We start from the raw sequence: 20957 nt of genomic DNA, 5'->3' as shown, positions 1-20957 counted from the left end.
GGCCCGCCCTGCACCGCAAGGCAGCGGAGGCAGCAGACGCCAAAGCCCTAAAATCGCGGGTTCCGCCTGAGAAAGCCTCACCCCATGTCGTCATCCGCCCGCAAACTCTTCGTGACCACCGCCCTGCCGTACGCCAACGGCAACTTCCACATCGGCCACATCATGGAATACATCCAGGCCGACATCTGGGTGCGTTACCAGCGGATGCAGGGCAACGCCGTCAACTTCTGTGGAGCCGACGACACCCACGGCGCGCCCATCATGATTGCCGCCGAAAAGGCCGGCAAGACGCCCCAGCAGTTCGTGGCCGACATCGCCGCTGGCCGCAAGCAGTACCTGGACGGCTTTCACATCAGCTTTGACAACTGGCACAGCACCGACGCGCCCGAAAACCACGAGCTGGCCCGCCAGATCTACCGCGACCTGCGCGACCGTGCCGATGGCAGCCTGATCGAGGTGCGCACCATAGAGCAGTTCTTCGACCCCGAGAAGAACATGTTCCTGCCCGACCGCTACATCAAGGGCGAATGCCCCAAATGCCACGCCAAGGACCAGTACGGCGACAACTGCGAGGTGTGCGGCTCCGTCTATGCGCCCACTGACCTCATCAACCCGTTCTCGGCCCTGTCGGGTGCCAAGCCGGAGTTGAAGCATTCAGAGCACTTCTTCTTCAAGCTCTCGGACCCACGCTGCGTCGAATTTCTGGAGAACTGGACGCAGGACGGCAAGCTGCAGCCCGAGGTGGCCAACAAGATCAAGGAATGGTTCACCGTCCGCACCAACCCCGACGGCACCACCAGCGAAGGCCTGGGCGACTGGGACATCAGCCGCGACGCGCCCTACTTCGGCATCGAGATTCCGGATGCGCCGGGCAAGTACTTCTACGTGTGGCTTGATGCGCCGGTGGGCTACCTCGCATCGCTGAAAAACCTGCTGGAAAAGCGCGGCGAGAGCTACGACGCCTACATGGCCAACCCGGCTCTGGAGCAGTACCACTTCATCGGCAAGGACATCGTCACCTTCCACACGCTGTTCTGGCCTGCCATGCTGCACTTTTCCGGCCGCAAGACACCCAACAATGTGTTCGTACACGGCTTTCTCACCGTGAACAACGGCGAGAAGATGAGCAAGAGCCGCGGCACCGGCCTGGACCCGCTCAAGTACCTGAGCCTGGGCATGAACGCAGAGTGGCTGCGCTACTACCTCGCGGCCAAGCTGTCGGCACGCAACGAAGACATCGACTTCAACGCCGAAGACTTCATGCTGCGTGTGAACAGCGACCTGATCGGCAAGTACGTGAACATTGCCAGCCGCGCGGCGGGCTTTTTGACCAAGCGGTTTGACGGCAAGCTGACCAGCAACTTTGGCACCACGGGCACGGCCCTGCTGGCTGAAGTGCGGGGTGCCAGCAGCGCCATCGCGCAGATGTACGAGACGCGCGAGTACAGCAAGGCCACGCGCGAGATCATGCTGCTGGCCGACAAGGTCAACGCCTATGTGGACCAGAACAAGCCCTGGGACCTGGCCAAGGATGCGGCCAACAACGAGGCCCTGCACCAGGTCTGCTCGGTGCTGCTCAACACCTTTGCGGCGCTCACGCGCTACCTGTCGCCCGTGCTGCCGGGCCTGGCCCGGGCCGTGCAAGGCTTTGTGGGGGTGGACATGCAGCGCTGGGACGTGGCCGGCGATGTGCAGGCAATTGCGCCGTACCAGCACCTGATGCAGCGCGTAACCCCCGAGCAGCTCGAAGCATTGTTTGAGGCCCCAGCGCAGCCAGAACAAGCGCCAGCAGCTACAGAAAGCGTAGCAGCAGACTCCCACCCCGGTGGCGAAGACCTCGCCCCCACCATCACCATCGACGACTTCACCAAGATCGACCTGCGCATTGCGCTGATCGTGAACTGCGAGCCGGTCGAAGGCTCCACCAAGCTGCTGCGCCTGACGCTGGACGTGGGCGAAGGCCGCACGCGCAATGTCTTTTCAGGCATCGCCAGCGCCTACAAGCCGGAAGACCTGGTGGGCAAGCACACCGTGATGGTCGCCAACCTGGCCCCACGCAAGATGAAGTTTGGCGTGAGCGAAGGCATGGTGCTGGCCGCCAGCCATGGCGACGAGAAAGCCAACCCGGGCATCTACGTGCTGAACCCCTGGCCCGGTGCGACGCCCGGCATGCGGGTGCGCTGAGCTTGCAGGCCACCCCCGCCGCACGGCCCGCAGGCGCGCACACAAGCGCCCCACGGCAAGTTACGTTGCGCCTTGCAGTGGCAGGGTGCGCGGCCTTCGCCGCCCTCGCTGTGCTGCCGGGCTGCACCGTGATCGCGGTCACGGGCACCGCCGTCAGCGTGACGGCCTCGGCCGTCGGCCTGGCGGCCAGCGCGGCTGTGGGCACGGTCAAGGTGGCGGGCAAGGGCATCGGCATGGCAGCCGACGCACTGGGCGGCAATGACAAGCCGGACGCAAGCGGCATCGTCATCCGCGAATCGGTGCACGACACCGGCAGTCAGGCGCCGCGCCAAGCGCCGTAGCATCAGGCCTGCAAAGGCTGCAGGGTGCCAGGTGCGTCAATGCCCGACGTACCGCCCCGGCCGGTGGCTGATCCACAAGAATCCGCTCATCACCAGCACGGCCAGCACCGAGTACGCCACGCGCTCGGGCGGCACCACGAACAGCGCCATCAGCACCACGGTGCCGTCGATCATCATCTGCACCTTGCCAGCCCGCATGCCGTAGCGGCTTTGCAGGTACAGCGACACCACGGTGGCGCCGCCCAGGCTGGAGCGGTGGCGCGCCAGGAAAAGGCAGCCCGTGCCCAGCAGCAGCCCGCCCAGCAGCGATGCGAACAGCGGGTTCAGGTAGTCCACATGCATCACATGCGGGAACAGCTCGGTCAGCAGTGACAAGAGGCCCACGCACACAAACGTCTTGATGGTGAATTCGCGCCCCATGCGCGTCCAGGCGAACCAGTAGAACGGCAGGTTCACCACAAAGAACAGCTTGCCGAACGAGACGCCGGTGACGTAGTGCAGCAAGAACGCCACGCCCGCCGTGCCGCCCACCAGCAGCCCGGCCTGGTTGAACAGCATCAGCGCCATGGCCACGAACAGCGTGCCGGCAAACAGCGCCTGCGCGTCTTCAAACGCGCCGTGGCGCAGGGATGTGGGGGGCGAAGCGGCAGGTTCCATGGAATCAAGAGTCAGCCCCCCGGTACGGGGAGCGGGGTAAGAAGGTCAGGCAGGAGCGCAGGCGGCACCCGTGCGCCAGCAGGCGGTGATCAGACAGCACGTACACCAAGCAAGCTGCGCGCCAGCCGTTTGCCCTGGCTTTCCTGAGCGGCGTGTCAACGCCCGCCCTTGAACTCCGGCGCGTCCTGATCCACGCCGCTTTGCGTGCGCAGCACGCGCTGGTCAGGCCCGTACACCGCCGTGAACACGCGCGGCTGGTTGGGCGGCTCCTGGTAGCGCCAGTCTGCATGGGTTTCGTTCTTCAGCGTGTAGGGCGTGACCTTGGCCGGCTTGCCCAGCAGGCGGCGCACCTCGTCCATGCCCATGCCGGGCGTCACGCGGGCAAAGTTCTCGGGCGTCAGCACCTGGCGCAGCGCCGTCATGCGGCCATCGGGGCCCACAGTGATCATGTAGTTGACCTGGCCTGCGGGCTGGCGGTTGTACTCCAGCGTGCGGGCGCCGCCGGGCTCGTTCCACACGTTGTCGGGCACGCCAAAGCGGTCGCGCACGTCGGCTTCGGTCGACACGCCTTCCTTGAGTTCGCTGATGCGCTGGGGATCGCAGGCGGCCACCAGCAGCAATGAAACAAGGGCGGTCGCGATGGCCGCGGGGCGAAAAGGCAGATGCATGGTGGAGTCCCGGTAAAATCCAGCCCAGAGAGGTTACCAGTCCATGTCCATTTTTCGCCGCCCCGACTACCAGTCCGACACCACGCAGTTCATCAATGCACTGAAGGTGAGCAAGCCCGAGCTTGAAAAGCAGCAGCAGCTGGGCCGCTCCCTCCTGTGGGACAAGGCGGTGGACCGCAAGGTCTGGGGCGAGTACAGCGAAGCCCGCGTGCCACAAAAGCCCTACGTGTACCAGACCAGTGGCGACTGAACGCGCACGCTCCGTCCCCAGGTTTGACTGACACACCGACAGCTGCCCGCAATGGGAGCTTTTGCAGCCAAACCGGCCCCAGGTGCTTGTTCTGATTGCACCTTTAGCTATCATTTAAATAGCAAATACCCATGACCACTGCGAGCGAAGCCGAGGCTTCCGGTTTGCCCGGCGCGCACGCACTGGGCCCCGACGGCATGCCGCTCGCGGTGGACCAGGTGGCTCTGGCGCGCCTGTATGGGGAGCCCCTGTTTGCGCTGCCACAGGACCTGTACATCCCGCCCGATGCGCTGGAGGTCTTCCTTGAGGCCTTCGAAGGCCCGCTCGATTTGCTGCTTTACCTGATCCGGAAGCAGAACTTCAACATCCTCGACATCCCGATGGTGGGGGTGACCAAGCAGTATCTGGCGTACGTGGACGAGATCCGCAGCCGCAACCTGGAGCTGGCGGCTGAGTACCTGCTCATGGCGGCGATGCTGATCGAGATCAAGTCGCGCATGCTGCTGCCGCCCAAGAAGCAGGAAGGCGCCGACGAACCCGAAGACCCGCGCGCCGAGCTGGTGCGCCGCCTGCTCGAATACGAGCAGATGAAGATGGCCGCCATGCGCCTGTCGCACATGCCGCAGTACGGGCGCGATTTTTTGAAGGCACAGGTCTACATCGAGCAGAGCCTGCAGCCGCGGTTTCCGGACGTACACGTGGTGGAGCTGCAGGACGCCTGGCGCGACATCTTGAAGCGCGCCAAGCTGGTGCAGCACCACAAGATCACGCGCGAAGAACTCTCGGTGCGTGAATACATGAGCATGGTGCTCAAGACGCTGCAGGGCCGCCGCTTTGTGGAGTTTGAAGAACTGTTCCACCCCGAAGACGGCAGCACCGTGCTGGTGGTCACCTTCATCGCACTGCTGGAGCTGGCCAAGGAGACGCTGATCGAGATCACGCAGGCCGAAGCGTTTGCGCCCATCTACGTGCGCCTGGCCTACACGCCCGCCTAGCGCCCACCCGTTGCCCATCGCCCTGGCCGGTGGCCACGGCGTAACCCTTTCCTCCCACGCAAGCCATGGCATCCCACGACTTCGACGTTCTCATCGTAGGCAGCGGCCTCGCAGGCCTTTCGGCCGCCCTGCACCTGGCGCCCACGCACCGTGTGGCGGTCATCACCAAGCGCACGCTCAAGGATGGCTCCAGCGGCTGGGCCCAGGGCGGCATTGCTGCCGTGCTGGCCGATGACGACAGCTTTGCCGCGCACATCGAAGACACGCTGGTCGCAGGCGCGGGCCTGTGCGACCTGGCCACCACGCGCTTCGTGGTCGAAAACGCCCCGGCATCCATCGCCTGGCTGCGCCAGCTGGGCGTGCCCTTCACGCTCGAGGGCGACCAGCTGCACCTGACGCGCGAAGGCGGCCACAGCGCGCGCCGCATCGCCCACGTGACCGACGCCACCGGCGCCGCCGTACAGCGCACGCTGATCGACGTGGTGCGCGCCACACCCGGCATCACGCTGTTCGAGCAACACACGCTGGTGGACCTGATCACCACGCGCAAGCTGGGCCTGCCGGGCCACCGCTGCCTGGGCCTGTATGCGCTCGACAGCGACACCGACGAGGTGGTCACCTTCCGTGCACCGCAAACCATTCTGGCCACGGGCGGCGCGGGCAAGGTGTATCTGTACACCACCAACCCCGACACCGCCACCGGCGACGGCATTGCCGCCGCATGGCGCGCGGGCTGCCGCGTGGCCAACATGGAGTTCATCCAGTTCCACCCCACGGGCCTGTACCACCCGCACGAAAAGTCTTTTCTCATTAGCGAAGCCGTGCGCGGCGAGGGCGGGCAGCTCAAGTTGCCGCCCTCCGCCGGCGGCACGCGCTTCATGCTCGACCACGACCCGCGCGCCGAACTGGCCCCGCGCGACGTGGTGGCCCGCGCCATCGACTTCGAGATGAAAAAGCACGGCCTCGACTGCGTGCACCTCGACATCTCGCACCAGAGCCCCGCGTTCCTGCAGGAGCACTTTCCGAACATCCTGGCGCACTGCGCATCGCTCGGCATCGACATCACCAAAGAGCCGATCCCCGTGGTGCCCACCGCCCACTTCACCTGCGGCGGCGTGCTGACCGACCTGGCGGGCCGCACCGACCTGCCGGGCCTCTATGCCGTGGGCGAAGTCGCCTGCACGGGCCTGCACGGCGCCAACCGGCTGGCCAGCAACTCGCTGCTCGAATGCATGGTGTTTGCGCGGGCTGCCGCCCAGGCCATTGCCGCCGCACCCGCGGCAGATGCACCTGCCGTACCCGCCTGGGACGCGAGCCGCGTGCAGGACGCCGACGAGTCCGTGGTCATCTCGCACAACTGGGACGAGCTGCGCCGCTTCATGTGGGACTACGTGGGCATCGTGCGCACCAACAAGCGGCTGGAGCGCGCCGCGCACCGCATTGCGATGCTGCAGGGCGAGATCCAGGAGTTCTACGCGCACTTCCATGTCACGCGGGATTTGCTGGAGCTGCGCAACCTGGTGCAGGTGGCCGACCTGATCGTGAAAAGCGCCCAGCTGCGCCGCGAAAGCCGGGGCCTGCACTACAGCCGCGACTACCCCGAAGTGGCCGCTCCTGCGGCTCCTACGATCCTGGTTCCACCGGTGCCCCGATGACCTACAGCGTCAAGGAAATCTTCTACACCCTGCAAGGCGAAGGCGGACAGGCGGGCACGCCTGCCGTGTTCTGCCGCTTTGCCGGCTGCAACCTCTGGACCGGCCGCGAACAAGACCGCGCGCAGGCCGTCTGCCAGTTTTGCGACACCGACTTTGTGGGCACCGATGGCACGCTGGGCGGCAAGTTCGAGACGGCGGCCGATCTGGCAGCGCTGATCGCCGCGCAATGGCCCGCAGGCGCAGGTCACCGCCTCGTGGTGCTGACGGGCGGCGAGCCCCTGCTGCAGGTGGATGCGGCGCTGGTGGACGCCCTGCACGCGCAGCAGTTCCGCATTGCCGTGGAGAGCAATGGCACCATTGCAGCGCCCGAGGGTATCGACTGGCTGTGCATCAGCCCCAAGGCGGGTGCGCCCTGGGTACAGCGCAGCGGGCAAGAGCTGAAACTGGTGTGGCCCCAGCCCGGCTTTGATCTGCAGGCGCTGGAGCAGACCACGCAGTTCACCCACCGCTTTCTGCAGCCCATGGACGGCCTGCTGCAGCGCCAGAACATCGCCGCGTGCATCAGCGCCTGCATGGCCCGGCCTGCCTGGCGATTAAGCCTGCAGACCCACAAGCTCACCGGCATCCGCTGAGAGAGGCCCACAAAACTCCCCTGGCGTCGTTGTCCCGCCTTGTCGTACGACTTGTACTGCCTGCGGCGGAACGCCTAGCCAGGGCCGCTTCGCTGAGTTTTGTTAGCCTCTCTAACCCCGTCTTGATCATCGTATGTTGTTCACCATCTCCCAGCGCTTCTTCTTTGACGCCGCCCACACCCTGCGCCGCCAGATCGAGGCCGAAGGCAGCCGCCGCGTGCACGGGCACACCTACCACGCCGAGGTCTCGCTCACCGGCCCGCTCGACCCTGCCACCGGCATGGTGCAGGACTTGGGCCTGCTGCGCCGCGGCCTGGAGAGCGTGCGCGAGCAACTCGACCACCACATGCTCGACGAAGTGCCCGGCCTTGGCACGCCCACGCTGGAAAACCTGTGCGTCTTCATCGCCCAGGCGCTGCCAGCCGACCTGCGCGCCAGCGTGAGCCGCGTGCGCGTGTGGCGCGAGGCGCTGGGCGACAGCTGCGTGCTGGACTTCCCGCGGCCTTGATGTACCACCGGCCACACCGAGGCCCTCACCCCCTTGATACCAAAAGCCGCACCTCGCCAAACCAAGGTGGTGCTCGTCATGGGGTCGCTGGTGCGTTGACCCGGCACCCTCGGCAGGCGCTTTGCAGATAGGCCACTGGCAGGCTACCCAACACCCCGCACAAGGAAGTCTGATGATTGGATGTTTTGTGACTGGCACCGACTCGCGCGTCGGCAAGACGCTGGTTTGCGCCGGGCTGCTGCATGCGCTGGCAGTACACCACCCACGCGTCGTCGGGATGAAGCCGGTTGCAGCGGGTGTGGTGCCCTGGGGCGAGGACTGGGCCAGCGAGGATGTCATTGCATTGCGCGCCGCCTCCACCGTGGCCGTAGCACCCGCACTGGACAACCCGGTGCTGCTGATGGACCCGCTCCCTCCCCATATTGGCGCAGGCCGGGCGGGGGTGCAGATCGACATCCAGGCCATTGCCCAAAGCTATCAGGCACTGGCCGCCCAGGTGGATGCTGTCGTGGTAGACGGTGCGGGTGGCTTTCACACGCCGCTGACACACACACTCACCGATGCTGACCTGGCACAGTTGCTGGCCCTGCCCGTTGTGCTGGTCGTCGGACTGCGGCCGGGCTGCCTGAATCACGCTTTACTCACAGCCGAGGCAGTGCGTGCGCGTGGATTGCGGCTGGCAGGCTGGGTGGCCAATCACATCGACGCGGACCTGCTAGCGCCGGACGAGCATGTTGCATTCCTGAGCGCCCGGCTGGGTGCCCCCCTGCTGGCAGAGGTGCCCTACGACGAATATCCTGAGCCTCGCACGCTGATGTTCAACTTGCCCGCCGACTGGCGCTGAACGCGAAAGACGACAGGACTGCACAGGTCAAAGTCGCGTGTGCCGTTAGCTCCCGGCGAAATGAGACTTCGCAATTCGGCCACCTTCACCCCCTGCAGCGCAGGCCCAACGCGGTGAATCCGTCGCGCACCCCACAATCGGCTCCATGAAACTCCTGCTGGTGGACGACCATCCCCTGTTCTGCGTGGGATTCGCGCACGCGCTCGCTCACGTGCTGCCAGACGCGCTGCTGTTGACGGCGCCCACGCTCAATGCAGGGCTGCAAGCCGCAGCGGGCGAGCAGGATCTGGACCTGGTGCTGCTAGACCAGCGCCTGGGTGCCGATACGGGCATCCAAGGCCTGCGGCTGTTTGCGGAGCAGTATCCCCTCGTCGCCCGTGTGGTGATCTCGGGCGACGAGGACCCGGCGCTGGCTACCGCAGCCCGGGCCGCTGGTGCCAGCGGCTTCCTCGGAAAATCCCGGTCGGTGCCTGCACTGGCGACGGCCCTGCAGTGCATCGCGCAAGGCGGCGTGGTGTTTGATGGCCTCTCGGCAGTGCACGCCAGCGCCACGCAGGAAGCCAGCCCTTGCCCGCCCACTGCGCGGCAGCGCGAGGTGTTGACACTGCTGGCCCTGGGGCACCCTAACAAGCGTATTGCACAAGAGCTGCGCATCGCCGAGCGCACTGTCAAGCTGCATGTCACCGCGTTGCTCGTCAACCTGCAAGCACGCAACCGCACACACCTGGTCATGGTGGCCCGCCAACAGGGGCTGCTGCCGCAATGACACAGCCCGAGCGCACCCCGGCGGCCCTGGACGCCCTGGACGCTCAGGGCTTGGATACGCTGTACCGTGGCGCGCACATGGCCGCACTGGTGGGCGTGGTGGAGGCGTTTTTTTTGAGCGTGCTGTTCTGGCGCGATGTGCCCGCAGCGCCCATCGCCCTCTGGCTTGCCGCCTTTGCGGCCGTGCGGGGTCTGCGCATTGGCCTTGCGCTGGCGTATGGCCGAGCGGGGGCTGTGCAGCCAGAGCGCCATGCATTCTGGGCTCGCTGGGTCGTGGCCAGCGCACTGGCGCAGGCTCTGGCCTGGGGGGCTGGCAGCTGGGTGCTGCTAGCCCCTCACAACGTGGTGGCCGAAATGGCCCTGCACATTGGCCTGGCGGCCGTGGTGCTGGGCAGCATTGCTCATCTGGCACACCACCCGCCTGCGCTGGCAGCGTATGTCGCCGGTGTGTTCGGCCCGCTGGCCGTGCGCGATGTGCTGGTGGGGCAGCCGCTGCACTACGCGCTGGCGCTGGCATCGATCCTGATGGCCTTGTACGTGTGGCACAGCGGCAAGGCCCAGGCCCACGCGATTGCACAGGCCAGAGCGCAGCGCCAGGAAAAGCTGGCCCTCATTCATGCCTTGCAGCAAGAAAACGAGGCCAGGCGCCTGGCACAGGCCGACGCAGAGGCGGCTCACGCCTCCAAAGCGCGCTTTCTGGCCACCGTCAGCCACGATCTGCACCAGCCCCTCAATGCCATGGGCCTGCTCACCCATACCCTGCGCCACGCTCCTGCAGCATCCAACCCCGAGAAGGTGCAGGAGCTGTCGGGCGCCATCGCCGAATGTGTCGGCAGCATGTCGACGCTGGTGGAGGGCCTGTTGGAACTTTCGCGCCTGGATGCACGCACCCTCACGCCCCGTCCTTCGGCCTTCGCGTTGCAGAGCTTGTTCGATGAATTGACTGGCAACTTTGCAGCGGTGGCACAGGAGCGCGGGCTAGACCTGCAGGTGGCCAGCACCCCGGCGATCGTGTGGGGCGACCGCGCCCTGCTGGCACGCGTATTGGCGAACCTGGTGTCTAACGCCATCCGCTATACACCTGCTGGGTTCGTGCGGATGGATGCAGCACACGAGAACGGGACCTTGCGACTGGGCGTGCACGATTCCGGGGTGGGCATGGATGCGGCCGAGCTGCCCCGCATCTTTGATGAGTACTACCAGATCGACAACCCGCAGCGCAACCGCAGCCAGGGGCTGGGCCTGGGGCTGGCCACTGCCAAGCGGCTGAGCGACCTGCTGGAGCTCGACCTGTCGGTGCGGTCCACCCTCGGCCAGGGCAGCTCCTTCAGCCTGTGTGTGCCAATGGCAGACCCGGCCCAAGCCACCTTGCCGCAAGAACATGCCGCAGAAAGCCCCGCACGCAGACCCCTTAGGGGCGGGCGCATTCTCGTGCTGGAAGATGATGCCGATTCACGCAGGGCCCTGTGCGGGCTGCTCGCAGCGTGGGGCTGCGACGTGGTCGAAGCCGGCGATCTGACCACCGCGCTGGCGCTGCTGACCCATGCAGATTCGCCTGCGGCATCGATCGACGCTCTGGTCGTAGACATGCGCCTGCCGGGGGGCGACGACGGCATTGCTGCCATTGCCCGCATTCGCCATGCCTTGGGCCACGCGGCCCCGGCGTTGCTGGTCACTGCCGATGCCCATCAGCCCGATGTGCGGCAGCGTGCCGCAGCGGCTGGTCTGCCCTTGTTACCGAAGCCGGTGGCGCCAATGAAGCTCCGCGCCTTTGTGCAAAGCCAGCAGCCCGGCTGACCTGCCCAGGCCGGGTGAGAGTGCGACACCGCCGCCCACCCAGGCAAGGCACTGTGTCGCGCATGCACACACCTGCCCTTTGGTGCTATTGGCGCGGGGGCCGGGGTTTTCTAAGCTTGCCGCTTCTCTACTGGCACTCCATTTATCCATGTCAACGCTCCATTTGGCAGCCACCACCCTGGTCACACTGGCGCTGCTGCTGACCGCACTGTCTCTGCATGTGTCACGCCTGCGCCTGCGTTATCGACAAACCTGGGGCGACGGAGGCCACAAGGAGCTGGCTACAGCCATTCGTACGCACGGCAACACGCTCGAACAGGGATCGCTGTTTGGCCTGCTTTTGCTGGCCCATGCCCAGCTTCCAGACGCGCCGTTTTCGGCGCTGGCTGCGGTGTGTGCGGTGTTTTTGCTGGCGCGGCTGCTGTACTGCGCGGGCGCATTCACCCGCCGGCTGCCGTGGCGGCAGGCGGCACATGCCGTCACGCTGCTCGCCCAGCTCACGGCCTCAGGGCTGCTGGCACGCGCCACATGGACGGCCTGACACCCCGCCTGCGGCGCTGGCAAGCGCAAGGCAGCACGGTCGCGCTGGGCAGGCATCGCCTGTTCGTTGCGCAGGCAGGACATCAGGGCAGCGTGGTACTGCTGATCCATGGCTACCCTACCAGCTCGTACGACTGGCACCTGCTCTGGGAACCGCTTGCCACAAGCCACCGCCTCATCGCGCCTGACCTGCTGGGCATGGGGTTTTCCGACAAGCCCGCGGACCATGCGTACGGTATCGAAAACTATGCAGACCTGCTGGATGCACTGCTGGATCGGTTCGACGTGCGACAACTGCACATCGTTGCCCACGATCTCGGGGTGAGTGTGGCCCAGGAGATGCTGGCGCGGCGGCAAACGACATCATCATCGCAGCGCGTCCTGTCGCTCACCCTGCTCAACGGCGGCGTATGCCCCGAGGCCTACCAGCCGCGCTTACTGCAGCACCTGCTGTCATCCCGCTGGGGCCGCTGGATCGCGCCACGTATCCCGCAAAAGGCGTTTGAGCGAACCATCACGCGGCTTTTCGGGGCACAGACGCTTCCCTCTGCGGCTCTGCTGGAAGAGTTCTGGGCGCTGGTCAACCTCCACAACGGACGCGCCATCAGCCACAAGACCGGGCGCTTCTACATCGACCGCATGGTCCTGCGCGACCGTCTGGTGGAGCCACTGCTGCGACAGGTGGTGCCCGTGCGGCTGATCAATGGCGCGGCCGACCCGAACTCGGGCGCGCACATGGTGCAGCGCTATCGCACGCTGGTGCCCGATGCCGACGTGGTGTCGTTGCCGGGCATCGGCCACTGGCCGCAGATCGAGGCGCCAGAGCAGGTGATACACGCATTGCAACAATTCCTGCAATTGCATGACCAATAGGCAAGCTTCAGACGGTTCTGGTCGTCGGCCTTTAAACTGCAGCCCTGCCCCAGACCGGAAATCACCATGCCCCACCTCACTGTCGAATACTCCGGCAACCTGCCCCACTTCCCGGAAGCTGAAACGCTGACCGCGCTGAACGCCACGCTGTGCGCGCACCCTGAAGTGCAAGACGAGGCCGACCTCAAGACCCGTTTCGTGGTGGCCGACAGTTTCGAGATCGGCACTGCGCCCGCCAACCGCGCGTTTGTGCATGCCCAGTTGCGCCTGCTTTCCGGCCGCACGCCCGAGGCCAAGAAGGACCTGTCAAACCGCATCGCCGCCGTGCTGCGCGACCTGACGCCGCGCCCCCAGGGCGTGATGGTGCAGCTGAGCGTGGAAGTGGTCGACATGGACCGTGGCTCGTACGCCAAAGAGCGCATCTGACGGCACCCGCGGTGGCAAGCATCACCAGCCGGGAGTCACTGGCCATCCATCGCTATGTTTTTGATAGCTATCCAGGCAGATAGAGAAAGCGCCATCGGCACAAAACGCTCATTTTTAGTCTGAATGCAGCCTCAAACGCCGCTGGAAGCACCCAGCGCGTTCAGTGCTGCAACGTCGCTTCCAGCCAGCCGCGCAGGCTGTTGACGAAGGCCCAGGCCTCCACCCGCGGCACATCATCCACACGCAGCACGGCCTCGGCCACGTGGCCTTCAGCCAGGGCCACGGCGCGGCCCACGCCGGGCAGCAGCCCGCTGGCCAGCGGCGGCGTGATCCAGCGGCCGTCCAGCAGCGCGGCGATGTTGCCGAAGGTGGTTTCGGTGATCTCGCCCGCCTCGTTCCACAGCACGGTGTCGAAAACTCCCGAGCCCGCGGCAGGTGCGAACGCCGCGTAGTGCGCGCGCCGCGTGGTCTTGTAGCGCACGAACTCGCTGTGGGCCTCGGCAAACGGGCGGTCGGCCAGTTGCAGGCGCACGGGCACGGCCGTGGGCTGCAGGGCAAACACTTCAAACTGGAACTGGCCGTCGGCTGCCAGCAGCAGGCGCACACGCCAGTCACCGTCCAGGTGGCGCAGGGATGCGATCTGCAGCTCTTGCCGGGCCGCGTGGACGCTCCACGCAAATCCGAAGTGCGCGGCCGCCTCGCCCATGCGGCGCATGTGCCGGTCGGCGTGCAGGAACTTTCCGTCGTGCAGGCCCAGGGTTTCCACAATTTCGAACGGCATGCTGGCTCGCTCCACAAAGGCGCGCTTGTGGCGCCACTCGTGCCATTCTGCATCGGGCTGCGCATCGGCCGTGATGCCGCTGCCGATGCCGCAGGTGGCGCGCAGCGTGTGCCCGTCGCCATCATGGGTGCCCTCGCGGGTGGCCGCGCGCCGCAGTACCACGGTGCGGATCGGCACGTTGAACGTGGCAGCGACCGCGTGCACGCCATCGGCCCCCGGCGGCCCGGCCGGCCGCACCACGCCAACTGCGCCGCAGTACACGCCGCGCGGCGCGGGCTCGAGCGCGCAGATCATCTGCATGGCGCGCACCTTGGGCGCACCGGTGACCGAGCCGCAGGGGAATAGCGCTGCAAACACGTCGGTCAGCGTGGTGCCGGTGCGGGTGCAGGCGCGCACGTCCGACGTCATCTGCCACACAGTGGGCAGCGCCTGGGTGGCAAACAGGGCCGGTACGCGCACGCTGTGCGGTGTGGCAATGCGCGAGATGTCGTTCCTCAGCAGGTCCACGATCATCACGTTCTCGGCGCGCTCCTTGGGCGCTGTCCGCAGCTGGGCGGCGTTCTCCTCGTCTTGCGCAGGGGTGCGGCCGCGTGGTGCGGTGCCCTTCATGGGGCGGGCCAGGATCTCGCCTTCACCCGTGTTGCCTGGCCCGTCGGCGACCTCGCGCCAGTCAAAGAACAGTTCGGGCGAGACCGACAGGATCTGCTCGTCGCCCGCATGGATGTGCGCGGCATAGCCGCCGGGCTGCGCGCGCTGCAGGGCTGCAAACAGCGCCTCGGGGGTGCCGTGCAGCGCGCCATGCAGCGGCGCGGTGTAGTTGACCTGGTAGAGGTCGCCATCGCTAATCGCCTGCTGGATGCGGGCCAGCGCGGCGTCAAAGTCGGCACGCGCCAGGCTGCCGGCCCAGTCCACCTGCGCGGCGCTCCCGGGGCTGGCGGATTCGGGCCAGGGCTGGGGTGCGTCGTACACGCCAAACCAGGCCAGCGGCCCGTCGGCGGCGTGGGTCTGCAGGGCAGCATCGAAAGCGGGCGCGGCCTCGTAGCGCACGTGGCCCACGCACCAGTGGCCGCGCCGGGCGGCGGCATGCACCGCATCGAGCACACCGCGCACCTGCCCCAGCGTGCGGGCCACCAGTACCTGGCGCGGCGGTCCGAACGCGTGGCGCAGGGGCTGCGCGTCGCCGCTCAGCGCCTGCGTGAAGTCGATCAGCGAAATATCGGTCAAAACTACCTCAGGCCCAGGTATTAATTGCCCTGATAGCTATATATTTTGTAGCAAAAAAGACCGCCCGTGCGCTATGCAGCACCCAGATGCGGCACCAGGGTGGCCGTGGGCTGCCCGTTCCTGAGGGCGGCGGTGAAAGCCAGCATCCGGTCGATGGGCTGGCGCGCGCGCGGGATCAGCGCGGCATCGACGTGCACGGCGTTGGCCCCCGTCTCCAGCACACGGGCCACGTCGGCCAGGCCGTTCATCGCCATCCAGGGGCAGTGCGCGCAGCTCTTGCACGTGGCGCTGTTGCCAGCGGTGGGCGCTTCGTAGAAAGTCTTGCCGGGGTTGAGGCTGCGCAGCTTGTGCATCATGCCGTTGTCGGTGGCCACGATGTATTCGGTGGCTTCCATCTCGCGCGCGGCCTTGAGGATGGCGCTGGTCGAGCCCACCGCATCGGCCAGGGCCACTACGTCGGCCGGGCTTTCGGGGTGCACCAGCACCTTGGCGCCGGGGTGCTCCTTTTTCAGCAGCTCCAGCTCCAGCGCCTTGAACTCGTCATGCACGATGCAGGCGCCGTTCCAGAACACCATGTCGGCACCGGTCTCGCGCTGGATGTAGGCGCCCAGGTGGCGATCGGGGGCCCACAGGATTTTCTGGCCTGCCGCCTTGAGGGCGCTGACGATCTCGAGCGCGCAGCTGGAAGTCACCAGCCAGTCGGCCCGCGCCTTCACCGCGGCGCTGGTATTGGCGTACACCACCACCGTGCGGTCGGGATGCTGGTCGCAAAACGCGCTGAACTCGTCGATGGGGCAACCCAGGTCGAGGCTGCAGGTGGCGTCGAGGTCGGGCATGAGCACGGTCTTCTCCGGGCTCAGGATCTTGGCCGTCTCGCCCATGAAGCGAACGCCGCTCACCACCAGCGTCTGCGCGGCGTGGTCGCGGCCAAAGCGGGCCATCTCCAGAGAGTCGCTCACGATGCCGCCGGTTTCCTCGGCCAGGTCCTGCAGGTCGGGGTGCACGTAGTAGTGCGACACCATCACGGCGTTCTTTTCTTTCAGCAGGCGGCGGATCTTGTCTTTGAGCGCCGCGCGCTCGGTCTGCGTGGGCTCGGGCGGCACGCGCGCCCAGGCGTGTTTCGTGGAGCAGACGGAGCCTGCGGAGGCCTCGTCGGGCTTCTCGTATTCCACATCGATGCGGTTAAGGGTAATGGTGCTCATGCCAGCTCCTGGAGGCGCATGGAAAAATCGGTGGCCTTCACATCCTTGGTCAGCGTGCCGATGGAGATGCGGTCCACGCCCGTCTCGGCGAGCTCGCGCAGTCCGGCCAGGGTCACGCCGCCGGAGATTTCCAGAATGGCGCGGCCCGCATTGATGCGCACGGCCTCGCGCAGCGTGGGCAGGGGCATGTTGTCCAGCAGCACCATCTTCGCGCCCGCGTCCAGCGCCTCGGCCAACTGCTCCAGCGTTTCCACTTCGATCTCGATGAACTTTGCCTGCGCGGCCACGGCCTGCGCGGCTTTCAGTACGGCGGTCACGCCACCGGCAGCGGCAATGTGGTTTTCCTTGATCAAGACCGCGTCGTGCAGGCCGATGCGGTGGTTGGTGCCGCCGCCCACCCGCACGGCGTACTTTTGCGCCAGGCGCAGGCCGGGGATAGTCTTGCGCGTGTCCACGATGTGGGCGCGCGTGCCGGCCACCACGTCCACATAGGTGCGCGTCTTGGTGGCCACGGCCGACAACAGCTGCAAAAAGTTGAGCGCGGTGCGCTCGGCCGACAGCAACGCGCGGGCGTTGCCCTCCAGCTCCAGCACCACCTGGTCGGGCTGGCAGCGCTGGCCTTCCGCTACGTGCCAGGTGATCTGCACCGTGGGGTCCAGGGCGCGCAGCGCGGCCTCGGCCCAGGGTACGCCGCAGATCACGGCGGCTTCGCGGGCAAGGATGCGCGCACGGGCGCGGCGGGCGGGGTCGATCAGGCCGGCGGTCAGGTCGCCAGTCCCCACGTCTTCGGCCAGGGCGCGTTCCACATCGGCTTGGGCCAGCGTGGCCACTTCGTTGTCTGTCATCGGGGTGTGCACAGTGGTTGGGTTCCGGATGCATTGTCGGCCGGGAAAGCCGAAGCCCGCCGCGAAAGCCGCGGGCGCGTTGGGGGGCGAGCATAACGGCTACCGAAAAACCGCTCCGTCAGCCCGCTACTGCCAGACAAGCCATACGTCAAGTTTTTTCCACAGCATGCCTGCGGAGAAGACACAGTGCGTGGCGCCAGACCGCCGGGCGGGGGAGAATGCGGAAGTCTTCCCGCAACCAGGTCCGCGACAACGCAGCGGCAACTTCAGGATCACTTGTGTCAGCTGCGCCAATTCCACCTGATGAATCCCGGCGGCTTGGCTCGCTGGAGCGGCTACGGATTCTGGATACACCTGCCGAAGATGCCTTCGATGCATTGGTGGAGGCCGCAGCCGCGGTCACGGGCAGCTCCATCTCGCTCATCAGCCTGGTCGACACCGACCGGCAATGGTTCAAGGCCAACCTGGGCCTGCCGGGCGTGGAGCAGACTCCGCGCGAGGTCGCCTTCTGCGCCCATGCCATCCTGGCCGATGAGGTGTTCGAGGTGCCCGATGCCACCGCCGACCCCCGCTTTGCCGACAACGCCCTGGTCACGGGCAAACCGGATATCCGGTTTTATGCGGGCGCCCCGCTGACGCTGAGCGACGGCACGCGCGCCGGAACCCTGTGCGTCATCGATCAAACGCCAAGGCATCTGACCGGGGCACAGCGGGACATCCTGCGCATGCTTTCACGGGCGGCCGTGCAGCTGCTCGAAGGCCGGCGTGCCCTGCTGGAGGAACGGGCCCTGCGGGCCGAAGCCAGCAGCGCCGCAGTGCTGATGGCCGACAGCGAGGCACGCTACAAGGCGCTGAGCGATGTTTCCCCGCTGGGTGTGTTTGCCACCGACCTCGACGGCCTGTGCAGCTACACCAACGAACGCTGGCAAAGCATCTTCGGCCTCACACTGCAGGAGAGCCTGGGCCAGGGCTGGGGCAGCACATTGCACCCGGACGATCGCGCCCGGGTCATTGAACAGTGGCAGGAATTTGCCCGCAGCGGCACCGAGCTGGACATGGAATTCCGGGTGCTGCGCCCTGACGAAAGTGTGCGCCACGTGCGGTCGCGTGCCCGCCCCACATCGGACCTGGGGCCGCAGCTCGCACCGGGCTATGTCGGCTCGGTGGAAGACGTGACTGACCAGCGCGCCATCGAGCGTGCGCTGCAGCAGGAGCGCTGGCGCCTGGCCTCCATTCTGGAAGGCACCGGTATCGGCACCTGGCAGTGGAATGTGCAGACGGGCGAGGTGCGCGTGGATGTCACATCGGCCCAGAAACTCGGATACACGCTGGACGAGCTCACACCCACCACCGGCGAGTTTCGCCGTGCCATATCGCATCCTGATGACGTCGATGCCAACCAGCAGCACCTGAAAGACCACCTGGAGGGACGCACGCCGCGCTATGAATCCGAAGTACGCCTGCGGCACAAGGACGGACACTACGTGTGGATCGAGGAGCGCGGCCGCATCACCACGTGGACGCCCGACGGAAAGCCGGAATGGCTCTACGGGGTCACGGCCGACATCACCGAGCGGAAGATGCAGGCCCTGGCGCTGCAGCGCAGCCAGGACCTGCTGAGCCGCACCGGCGCGGTTGCCGGCGTGGGCGGGTGGGAGCTGGATCTGGCCACGCGCAAGCTCACCTGGTCGCCCCAGACACGCAAGATCCACGGCGTTGCGGATGACTACGAGCCCGACCTGGAAACCGCCATCCATTTCTATGCGCCCGAAGCGCGGCCCGTGATCGAGCAGGCCGTGGCCCAAGCGCTGGCAGGCGGCAGCGGATGGGATCTCCAGTTGCCACTCATCCGCGCCGACGGAGAGCGCATCTGGGCGCGTGCCGTCGGCAGCGTCGAGTTCTCGCACGGTGCAGCAGTGCGCCTGGTGGGCGCTTTCCAGGACGTGACGCACCTGCACAAGCTGACGGCCGAGCTGACCGAGCAGCACGAGCTGATGCGGGTCACGCTGCAGTCCATCGGCGATGCGGTGATCACCACGGACGCCCGGGGCGTGGTCACCTGGCTGAACCCGGTGGCCGAGCGGATGACGGGCTGGAGCACGGCCGAAGCGCTGGGCCAGCCGATCACCCAGGTCTTTCACATCCTGCACGGGGAACAGCGTACCTCCGTAGAAAACCCCGTGCTCAGCTGCCTGGAGACCCACCTTCCCAGCGGCCTGGCAGGGGACACCGTGCTGGTGTCACGCGACGGGTCCGAGCGGGCCATCGAAGACTCAGCCGCTCCCATCCGCCGCGACACGGGCGAGGTCCTCGGTGCGGTGCTGGTGTTCCATGACGTGACAGAGCAACGCCGCCTGAGCGGCGAGATGACCTACCGGGCCACGCACGATGCGCTCACGGGGCTGCTGAACCGCACCGAGTTCGAGCACCGGCTGCAGCGCCTGCTGGCGAGCGCCGATGAACACGGAGCCGAGCACGCCCTCCTGTTTCTGGACCTGGACCAGTTCAAGCTGGTCAATGACGCCTGCGGGCACTCGGCCGGCGACCAGCTGCTCCAGCAGGTCAGCCGCCTGCTGACCGAAACCGTGCGTTCCCGCGACGCGCTGGCCCGCCTGGGCGGCGACGAGTTCGCCGTGCTTCTGGAGCGCTGCCCTGCCGAAAATGCCGTGCAGGTGGCGCAGAAGATCTGCGACCGCATTGACGAATACCGCTACCAGCACGATAACCGCCGCTTCCGCGTGGGTGCGAGCATCGGGCTGGTTCCGATCAACGGCAATGTCTCGGGCAGCGCGGCGGCGCTGCAGGCCGCAGACGCCGCCTGCTACGCCGCCAAGGAAGGCGGCCGCAACCGCGTGCATGTCTGGGTGGAAACCGACACTGACGCCACTGCCCACCACGGCAATGCCCAATGGGCCACCCGCATCGAGCACGCGCTGGACGAGGACCGTTTCGTACTGTTCGCGCAACGCATCCACGCGGCCGGCGATGCTGCCTCGGCAATGGCCGTCGGCAAGCCCGCTTCAGACGCCGCGGGCCTGCACTGCGAGATTTTGCTGCGCATGCTGGACGGGGACGGCTCCATCATTTCTCCGGCGCTTTTCATCCCGGCGGCCGAGCGCTTTCATCTGGCCTCACGCATGGACCGCTGGGTGTTGCGGCACACGGTGGATGCGCTCAAGGCGTTGCCGACGCTGGACGGAGTCCACATGGTGTGCATCAACCTGTCGGGCCAGTCCATTGGCGACAGGGCATTCCACCGGCAGGCCGCCGAGCTTCTGACCGCAGCAGGCAGGCAGATCTGCCAGCGACTGTGTCTGGAGATCACGGAAACGGCTGCGATCACCAATCTGGCCGATGCCGCCGTCTTCATCGGCCAGATGCGCAACCTGGGGGTTCGCATCGCGCTTGATGATTTTGGCGCTGGTGCCTCCTCTTTCAGCTACCTCAAGAACCTGCACGTGGACATCCTCAAGATTGACGGCCACTTCATCCGCGACCTGGTGGAAGACCCGCTGGATGACGTGGCTGTGCGCTGCTTTGTGGACCTTGCGCGTGTGCTGAACCTGCGCACCGTGGCCGAATTCGTCCACAACGCAGCGGTGCTGCAGCGCGTGCACGAGATCGGGATTCACGACGCACAGGGGTTCTTCCTGCACAGGCCCGAACCGCTGCAGCGCGTGCTGCAGCCCACCCACCTCGCCGAAGCCGCCACCTGACCCGCTGCAGGCCGCCTGCGGCCCCTGACCACCGCTCATGGCCCATGGCCGCGG

The 20957-nt window shown here is 66.5% G+C and carries 19 protein-coding genes; 14 read left to right on the top strand and 5 right to left on the bottom strand.

The window, feature by feature from the left end; genetic code table 11:
- The first annotated feature begins 84 nt into the window (after positions 1–84).
- Positions 85–2184 (top strand): methionine--tRNA ligase, encoded by a 2100-nt coding sequence (gene metG, locus ACTPOI_RS15005; RefSeq protein ID WP_440110169.1) that lies wholly within the window; start codon positions 85–87, stop codon positions 2182–2184.
- Positions 2185–2249: 65 nt separating this feature from the next.
- Positions 2250–2525 carry a hypothetical protein gene (locus tag ACTPOI_RS15000; protein ID WP_440110167.1) on the top strand — a complete coding sequence of 92 codons (276 nt, stop codon included), beginning with the start codon at positions 2250–2252 and terminating at the stop codon, positions 2523–2525.
- A 36-nt stretch (positions 2526–2561) separates the two neighbouring features.
- Here ACTPOI_RS15000 and ACTPOI_RS14995 read toward each other — a convergent pair whose 3' ends face one another.
- Together ACTPOI_RS14995 and ACTPOI_RS14990 are read right to left on the bottom strand one after the other, a co-directional pair.
- Positions 2562–3182 (bottom strand): YitT family protein, encoded by a 621-nt coding sequence (locus ACTPOI_RS14995; RefSeq protein WP_440110165.1) that lies wholly within the window; start codon positions 3180–3182, stop codon positions 2562–2564.
- A gap of 155 nt (positions 3183–3337) precedes the next feature.
- Complete coding sequence (locus tag ACTPOI_RS14990; RefSeq protein WP_440110163.1) at positions 3338–3850, bottom strand: outer membrane protein assembly factor BamE; 513 nt, start codon at positions 3848–3850, stop codon at positions 3338–3340.
- A gap of 43 nt (positions 3851–3893) precedes the next feature.
- On the opposite strand from ACTPOI_RS14990, the gene ACTPOI_RS14985 reads away from it, so the two are divergent.
- The 11 genes from ACTPOI_RS14985 to ACTPOI_RS14935 all read left to right on the top strand — a co-directional run bounded on the left by ACTPOI_RS14985 (position 3894) and on the right by ACTPOI_RS14935 (position 13135).
- The gene (locus ACTPOI_RS14985; protein ID WP_440110161.1) at positions 3894–4100 is read left to right on the top strand and encodes a DUF3460 family protein; all 207 of its coding nucleotides are present in this window, start codon (positions 3894–3896) and stop codon (positions 4098–4100) included.
- Between the two features lie 131 nt (positions 4101–4231).
- On the top strand, positions 4232–5095 hold the full coding sequence (locus tag ACTPOI_RS14980) for a segregation and condensation protein A (protein ID WP_440110158.1): 864 nt from the start codon (positions 4232–4234) through the stop codon (positions 5093–5095).
- A 65-nt stretch (positions 5096–5160) separates the two neighbouring features.
- On the top strand, positions 5161–6750 hold the full coding sequence (gene nadB / locus ACTPOI_RS14975; protein WP_440110156.1) for an L-aspartate oxidase: 1590 nt from the start codon (positions 5161–5163) through the stop codon (positions 6748–6750).
- Positions 6747–7382: a 7-carboxy-7-deazaguanine synthase gene (gene queE, locus ACTPOI_RS14970; RefSeq protein ID WP_440110154.1), complete on the top strand. Its 636-nt coding sequence runs from the start codon at positions 6747–6749 to the stop codon at positions 7380–7382. Before nadB ends, queE begins: the two co-directional genes overlap by 4 nt.
- A 133-nt stretch (positions 7383–7515) precedes the next feature.
- Entirely contained in the window at positions 7516–7890 is a 375-nt protein-coding gene (locus ACTPOI_RS14965; protein ID WP_440110152.1) for a 6-pyruvoyl trahydropterin synthase family protein, read from the top strand.
- A 172-nt stretch (positions 7891–8062) separates the two neighbouring features.
- The gene (bioD, locus tag ACTPOI_RS14960) at positions 8063–8734 is read left to right on the top strand and encodes a dethiobiotin synthase (RefSeq protein ID WP_440110150.1); all 672 of its coding nucleotides are present in this window, start codon (positions 8063–8065) and stop codon (positions 8732–8734) included.
- Positions 8735–8879: 145 nt separating this feature from the next.
- On the top strand, positions 8880–9500 hold the full coding sequence (locus tag ACTPOI_RS14955) for a response regulator transcription factor (protein WP_440110148.1): 621 nt from the start codon (positions 8880–8882) through the stop codon (positions 9498–9500).
- A complete protein-coding gene (locus tag ACTPOI_RS14950; protein ID WP_440110146.1) occupies positions 9497–11296 on the top strand; it encodes a hybrid sensor histidine kinase/response regulator in 1800 nt (599 codons plus the stop codon). Before ACTPOI_RS14955 ends, ACTPOI_RS14950 begins: the two co-directional genes overlap by 4 nt.
- Positions 11297–11444: 148 nt before the next feature.
- Positions 11445–11837, top strand: a complete 393-nt coding sequence (locus ACTPOI_RS14945) for an MAPEG family protein (RefSeq protein WP_440110143.1) — start codon at positions 11445–11447, stop codon at positions 11835–11837.
- Positions 11825–12709, top strand: coding sequence for an alpha/beta fold hydrolase (locus ACTPOI_RS14940; RefSeq protein ID WP_440110141.1), 885 nt, complete (start codon positions 11825–11827; stop codon positions 12707–12709). Before ACTPOI_RS14945 ends, ACTPOI_RS14940 begins: the two co-directional genes overlap by 13 nt.
- 66 nt (positions 12710–12775) lie before the next feature.
- A complete protein-coding gene (locus ACTPOI_RS14935; RefSeq protein ID WP_440110139.1) occupies positions 12776–13135 on the top strand; it encodes a 5-carboxymethyl-2-hydroxymuconate Delta-isomerase in 360 nt (119 codons plus the stop codon).
- A 160-nt stretch (positions 13136–13295) separates the two neighbouring features.
- On the opposite strand, the gene ACTPOI_RS14930 is transcribed toward ACTPOI_RS14935, so the two are convergent.
- The 3 genes from ACTPOI_RS14930 to nadC all read right to left on the bottom strand — a co-directional run bounded on the left by ACTPOI_RS14930 (position 13296) and on the right by nadC (position 17187).
- Positions 13296–15140, bottom strand: coding sequence for a chorismate-binding protein (locus ACTPOI_RS14930; protein ID WP_440110137.1), 1845 nt, complete (start codon positions 15138–15140; stop codon positions 13296–13298).
- 71 nt (positions 15141–15211) lie between these two features.
- The gene (gene nadA / locus ACTPOI_RS14925) at positions 15212–16342 is read right to left on the bottom strand and encodes a quinolinate synthase NadA (RefSeq protein WP_440110135.1); all 1131 of its coding nucleotides are present in this window, start codon (positions 16340–16342) and stop codon (positions 15212–15214) included.
- Positions 16339–17187: a carboxylating nicotinate-nucleotide diphosphorylase gene (gene nadC, locus ACTPOI_RS14920; protein ID WP_440110133.1), complete on the bottom strand. Its 849-nt coding sequence runs from the start codon at positions 17185–17187 to the stop codon at positions 16339–16341. The genes nadA and nadC overlap by 4 nt, the downstream gene beginning before the upstream one ends.
- Positions 17188–17465: 278 nt before the next feature.
- On the opposite strand from nadC, the gene ACTPOI_RS14915 reads away from it, so the two are divergent.
- Complete coding sequence (locus ACTPOI_RS14915) at positions 17466–20903, top strand: EAL domain-containing protein (RefSeq protein ID WP_440110131.1); 3438 nt, start codon at positions 17466–17468, stop codon at positions 20901–20903.
- Positions 20904–20957 lie beyond the last annotated feature (54 nt).

The organism is Acidovorax sp. BL-A-41-H1, assembly GCF_051942715.1.
The sequence above is the reverse complement of the archived record's forward strand: the minus strand, read 5'-3'. Positions and strand labels throughout refer to the sequence as shown.

Excerpts from the sequence above, each read along its gene's own strand:
- nadA (WP_440110135.1), bottom strand. The coding sequence starts at position 16,342 with ATGAGCACCATTACCCTTAACCGCATCGATGTGGAATACGAGAAGCCC.
- ACTPOI_RS14985 (WP_440110161.1), top strand. The coding sequence starts at position 3,894 with ATGTCCATTTTTCGCCGCCCCGACTACCAGTCCGACACCACGCAGTTC.
- ACTPOI_RS14990 (WP_440110163.1), bottom strand. The coding sequence starts at position 3,850 with ATGCATCTGCCTTTTCGCCCCGCGGCCATCGCGACCGCCCTTGTTTCA.
- ACTPOI_RS14950 (WP_440110146.1), top strand. The coding sequence starts at position 9,497 with ATGACACAGCCCGAGCGCACCCCGGCGGCCCTGGACGCCCTGGACGCT.
- nadB (WP_440110156.1), top strand. The coding sequence starts at position 5,161 with ATGGCATCCCACGACTTCGACGTTCTCATCGTAGGCAGCGGCCTCGCA.
- ACTPOI_RS14940 (WP_440110141.1), top strand. The coding sequence starts at position 11,825 with ATGGACGGCCTGACACCCCGCCTGCGGCGCTGGCAAGCGCAAGGCAGC.
- ACTPOI_RS14955 (WP_440110148.1), top strand. The coding sequence starts at position 8,880 with ATGAAACTCCTGCTGGTGGACGACCATCCCCTGTTCTGCGTGGGATTC.
- ACTPOI_RS14935 (WP_440110139.1), top strand. The coding sequence starts at position 12,776 with ATGCCCCACCTCACTGTCGAATACTCCGGCAACCTGCCCCACTTCCCG.
- ACTPOI_RS14980 (WP_440110158.1), top strand. The coding sequence starts at position 4,232 with ATGACCACTGCGAGCGAAGCCGAGGCTTCCGGTTTGCCCGGCGCGCAC.
- ACTPOI_RS14965 (WP_440110152.1), top strand. The coding sequence starts at position 7,516 with ATGTTGTTCACCATCTCCCAGCGCTTCTTCTTTGACGCCGCCCACACC.
- ACTPOI_RS14995 (WP_440110165.1), bottom strand. The coding sequence starts at position 3,182 with ATGGAACCTGCCGCTTCGCCCCCCACATCCCTGCGCCACGGCGCGTTT.
- ACTPOI_RS14945 (WP_440110143.1), top strand. The coding sequence starts at position 11,445 with ATGTCAACGCTCCATTTGGCAGCCACCACCCTGGTCACACTGGCGCTG.
- metG (WP_440110169.1), top strand. The coding sequence starts at position 85 with ATGTCGTCATCCGCCCGCAAACTCTTCGTGACCACCGCCCTGCCGTAC.
- nadC (WP_440110133.1), bottom strand. The coding sequence starts at position 17,187 with ATGACAGACAACGAAGTGGCCACGCTGGCCCAAGCCGATGTGGAACGC.
- bioD (WP_440110150.1), top strand. The coding sequence starts at position 8,063 with ATGATTGGATGTTTTGTGACTGGCACCGACTCGCGCGTCGGCAAGACG.
- queE (WP_440110154.1), top strand. The coding sequence starts at position 6,747 with ATGACCTACAGCGTCAAGGAAATCTTCTACACCCTGCAAGGCGAAGGC.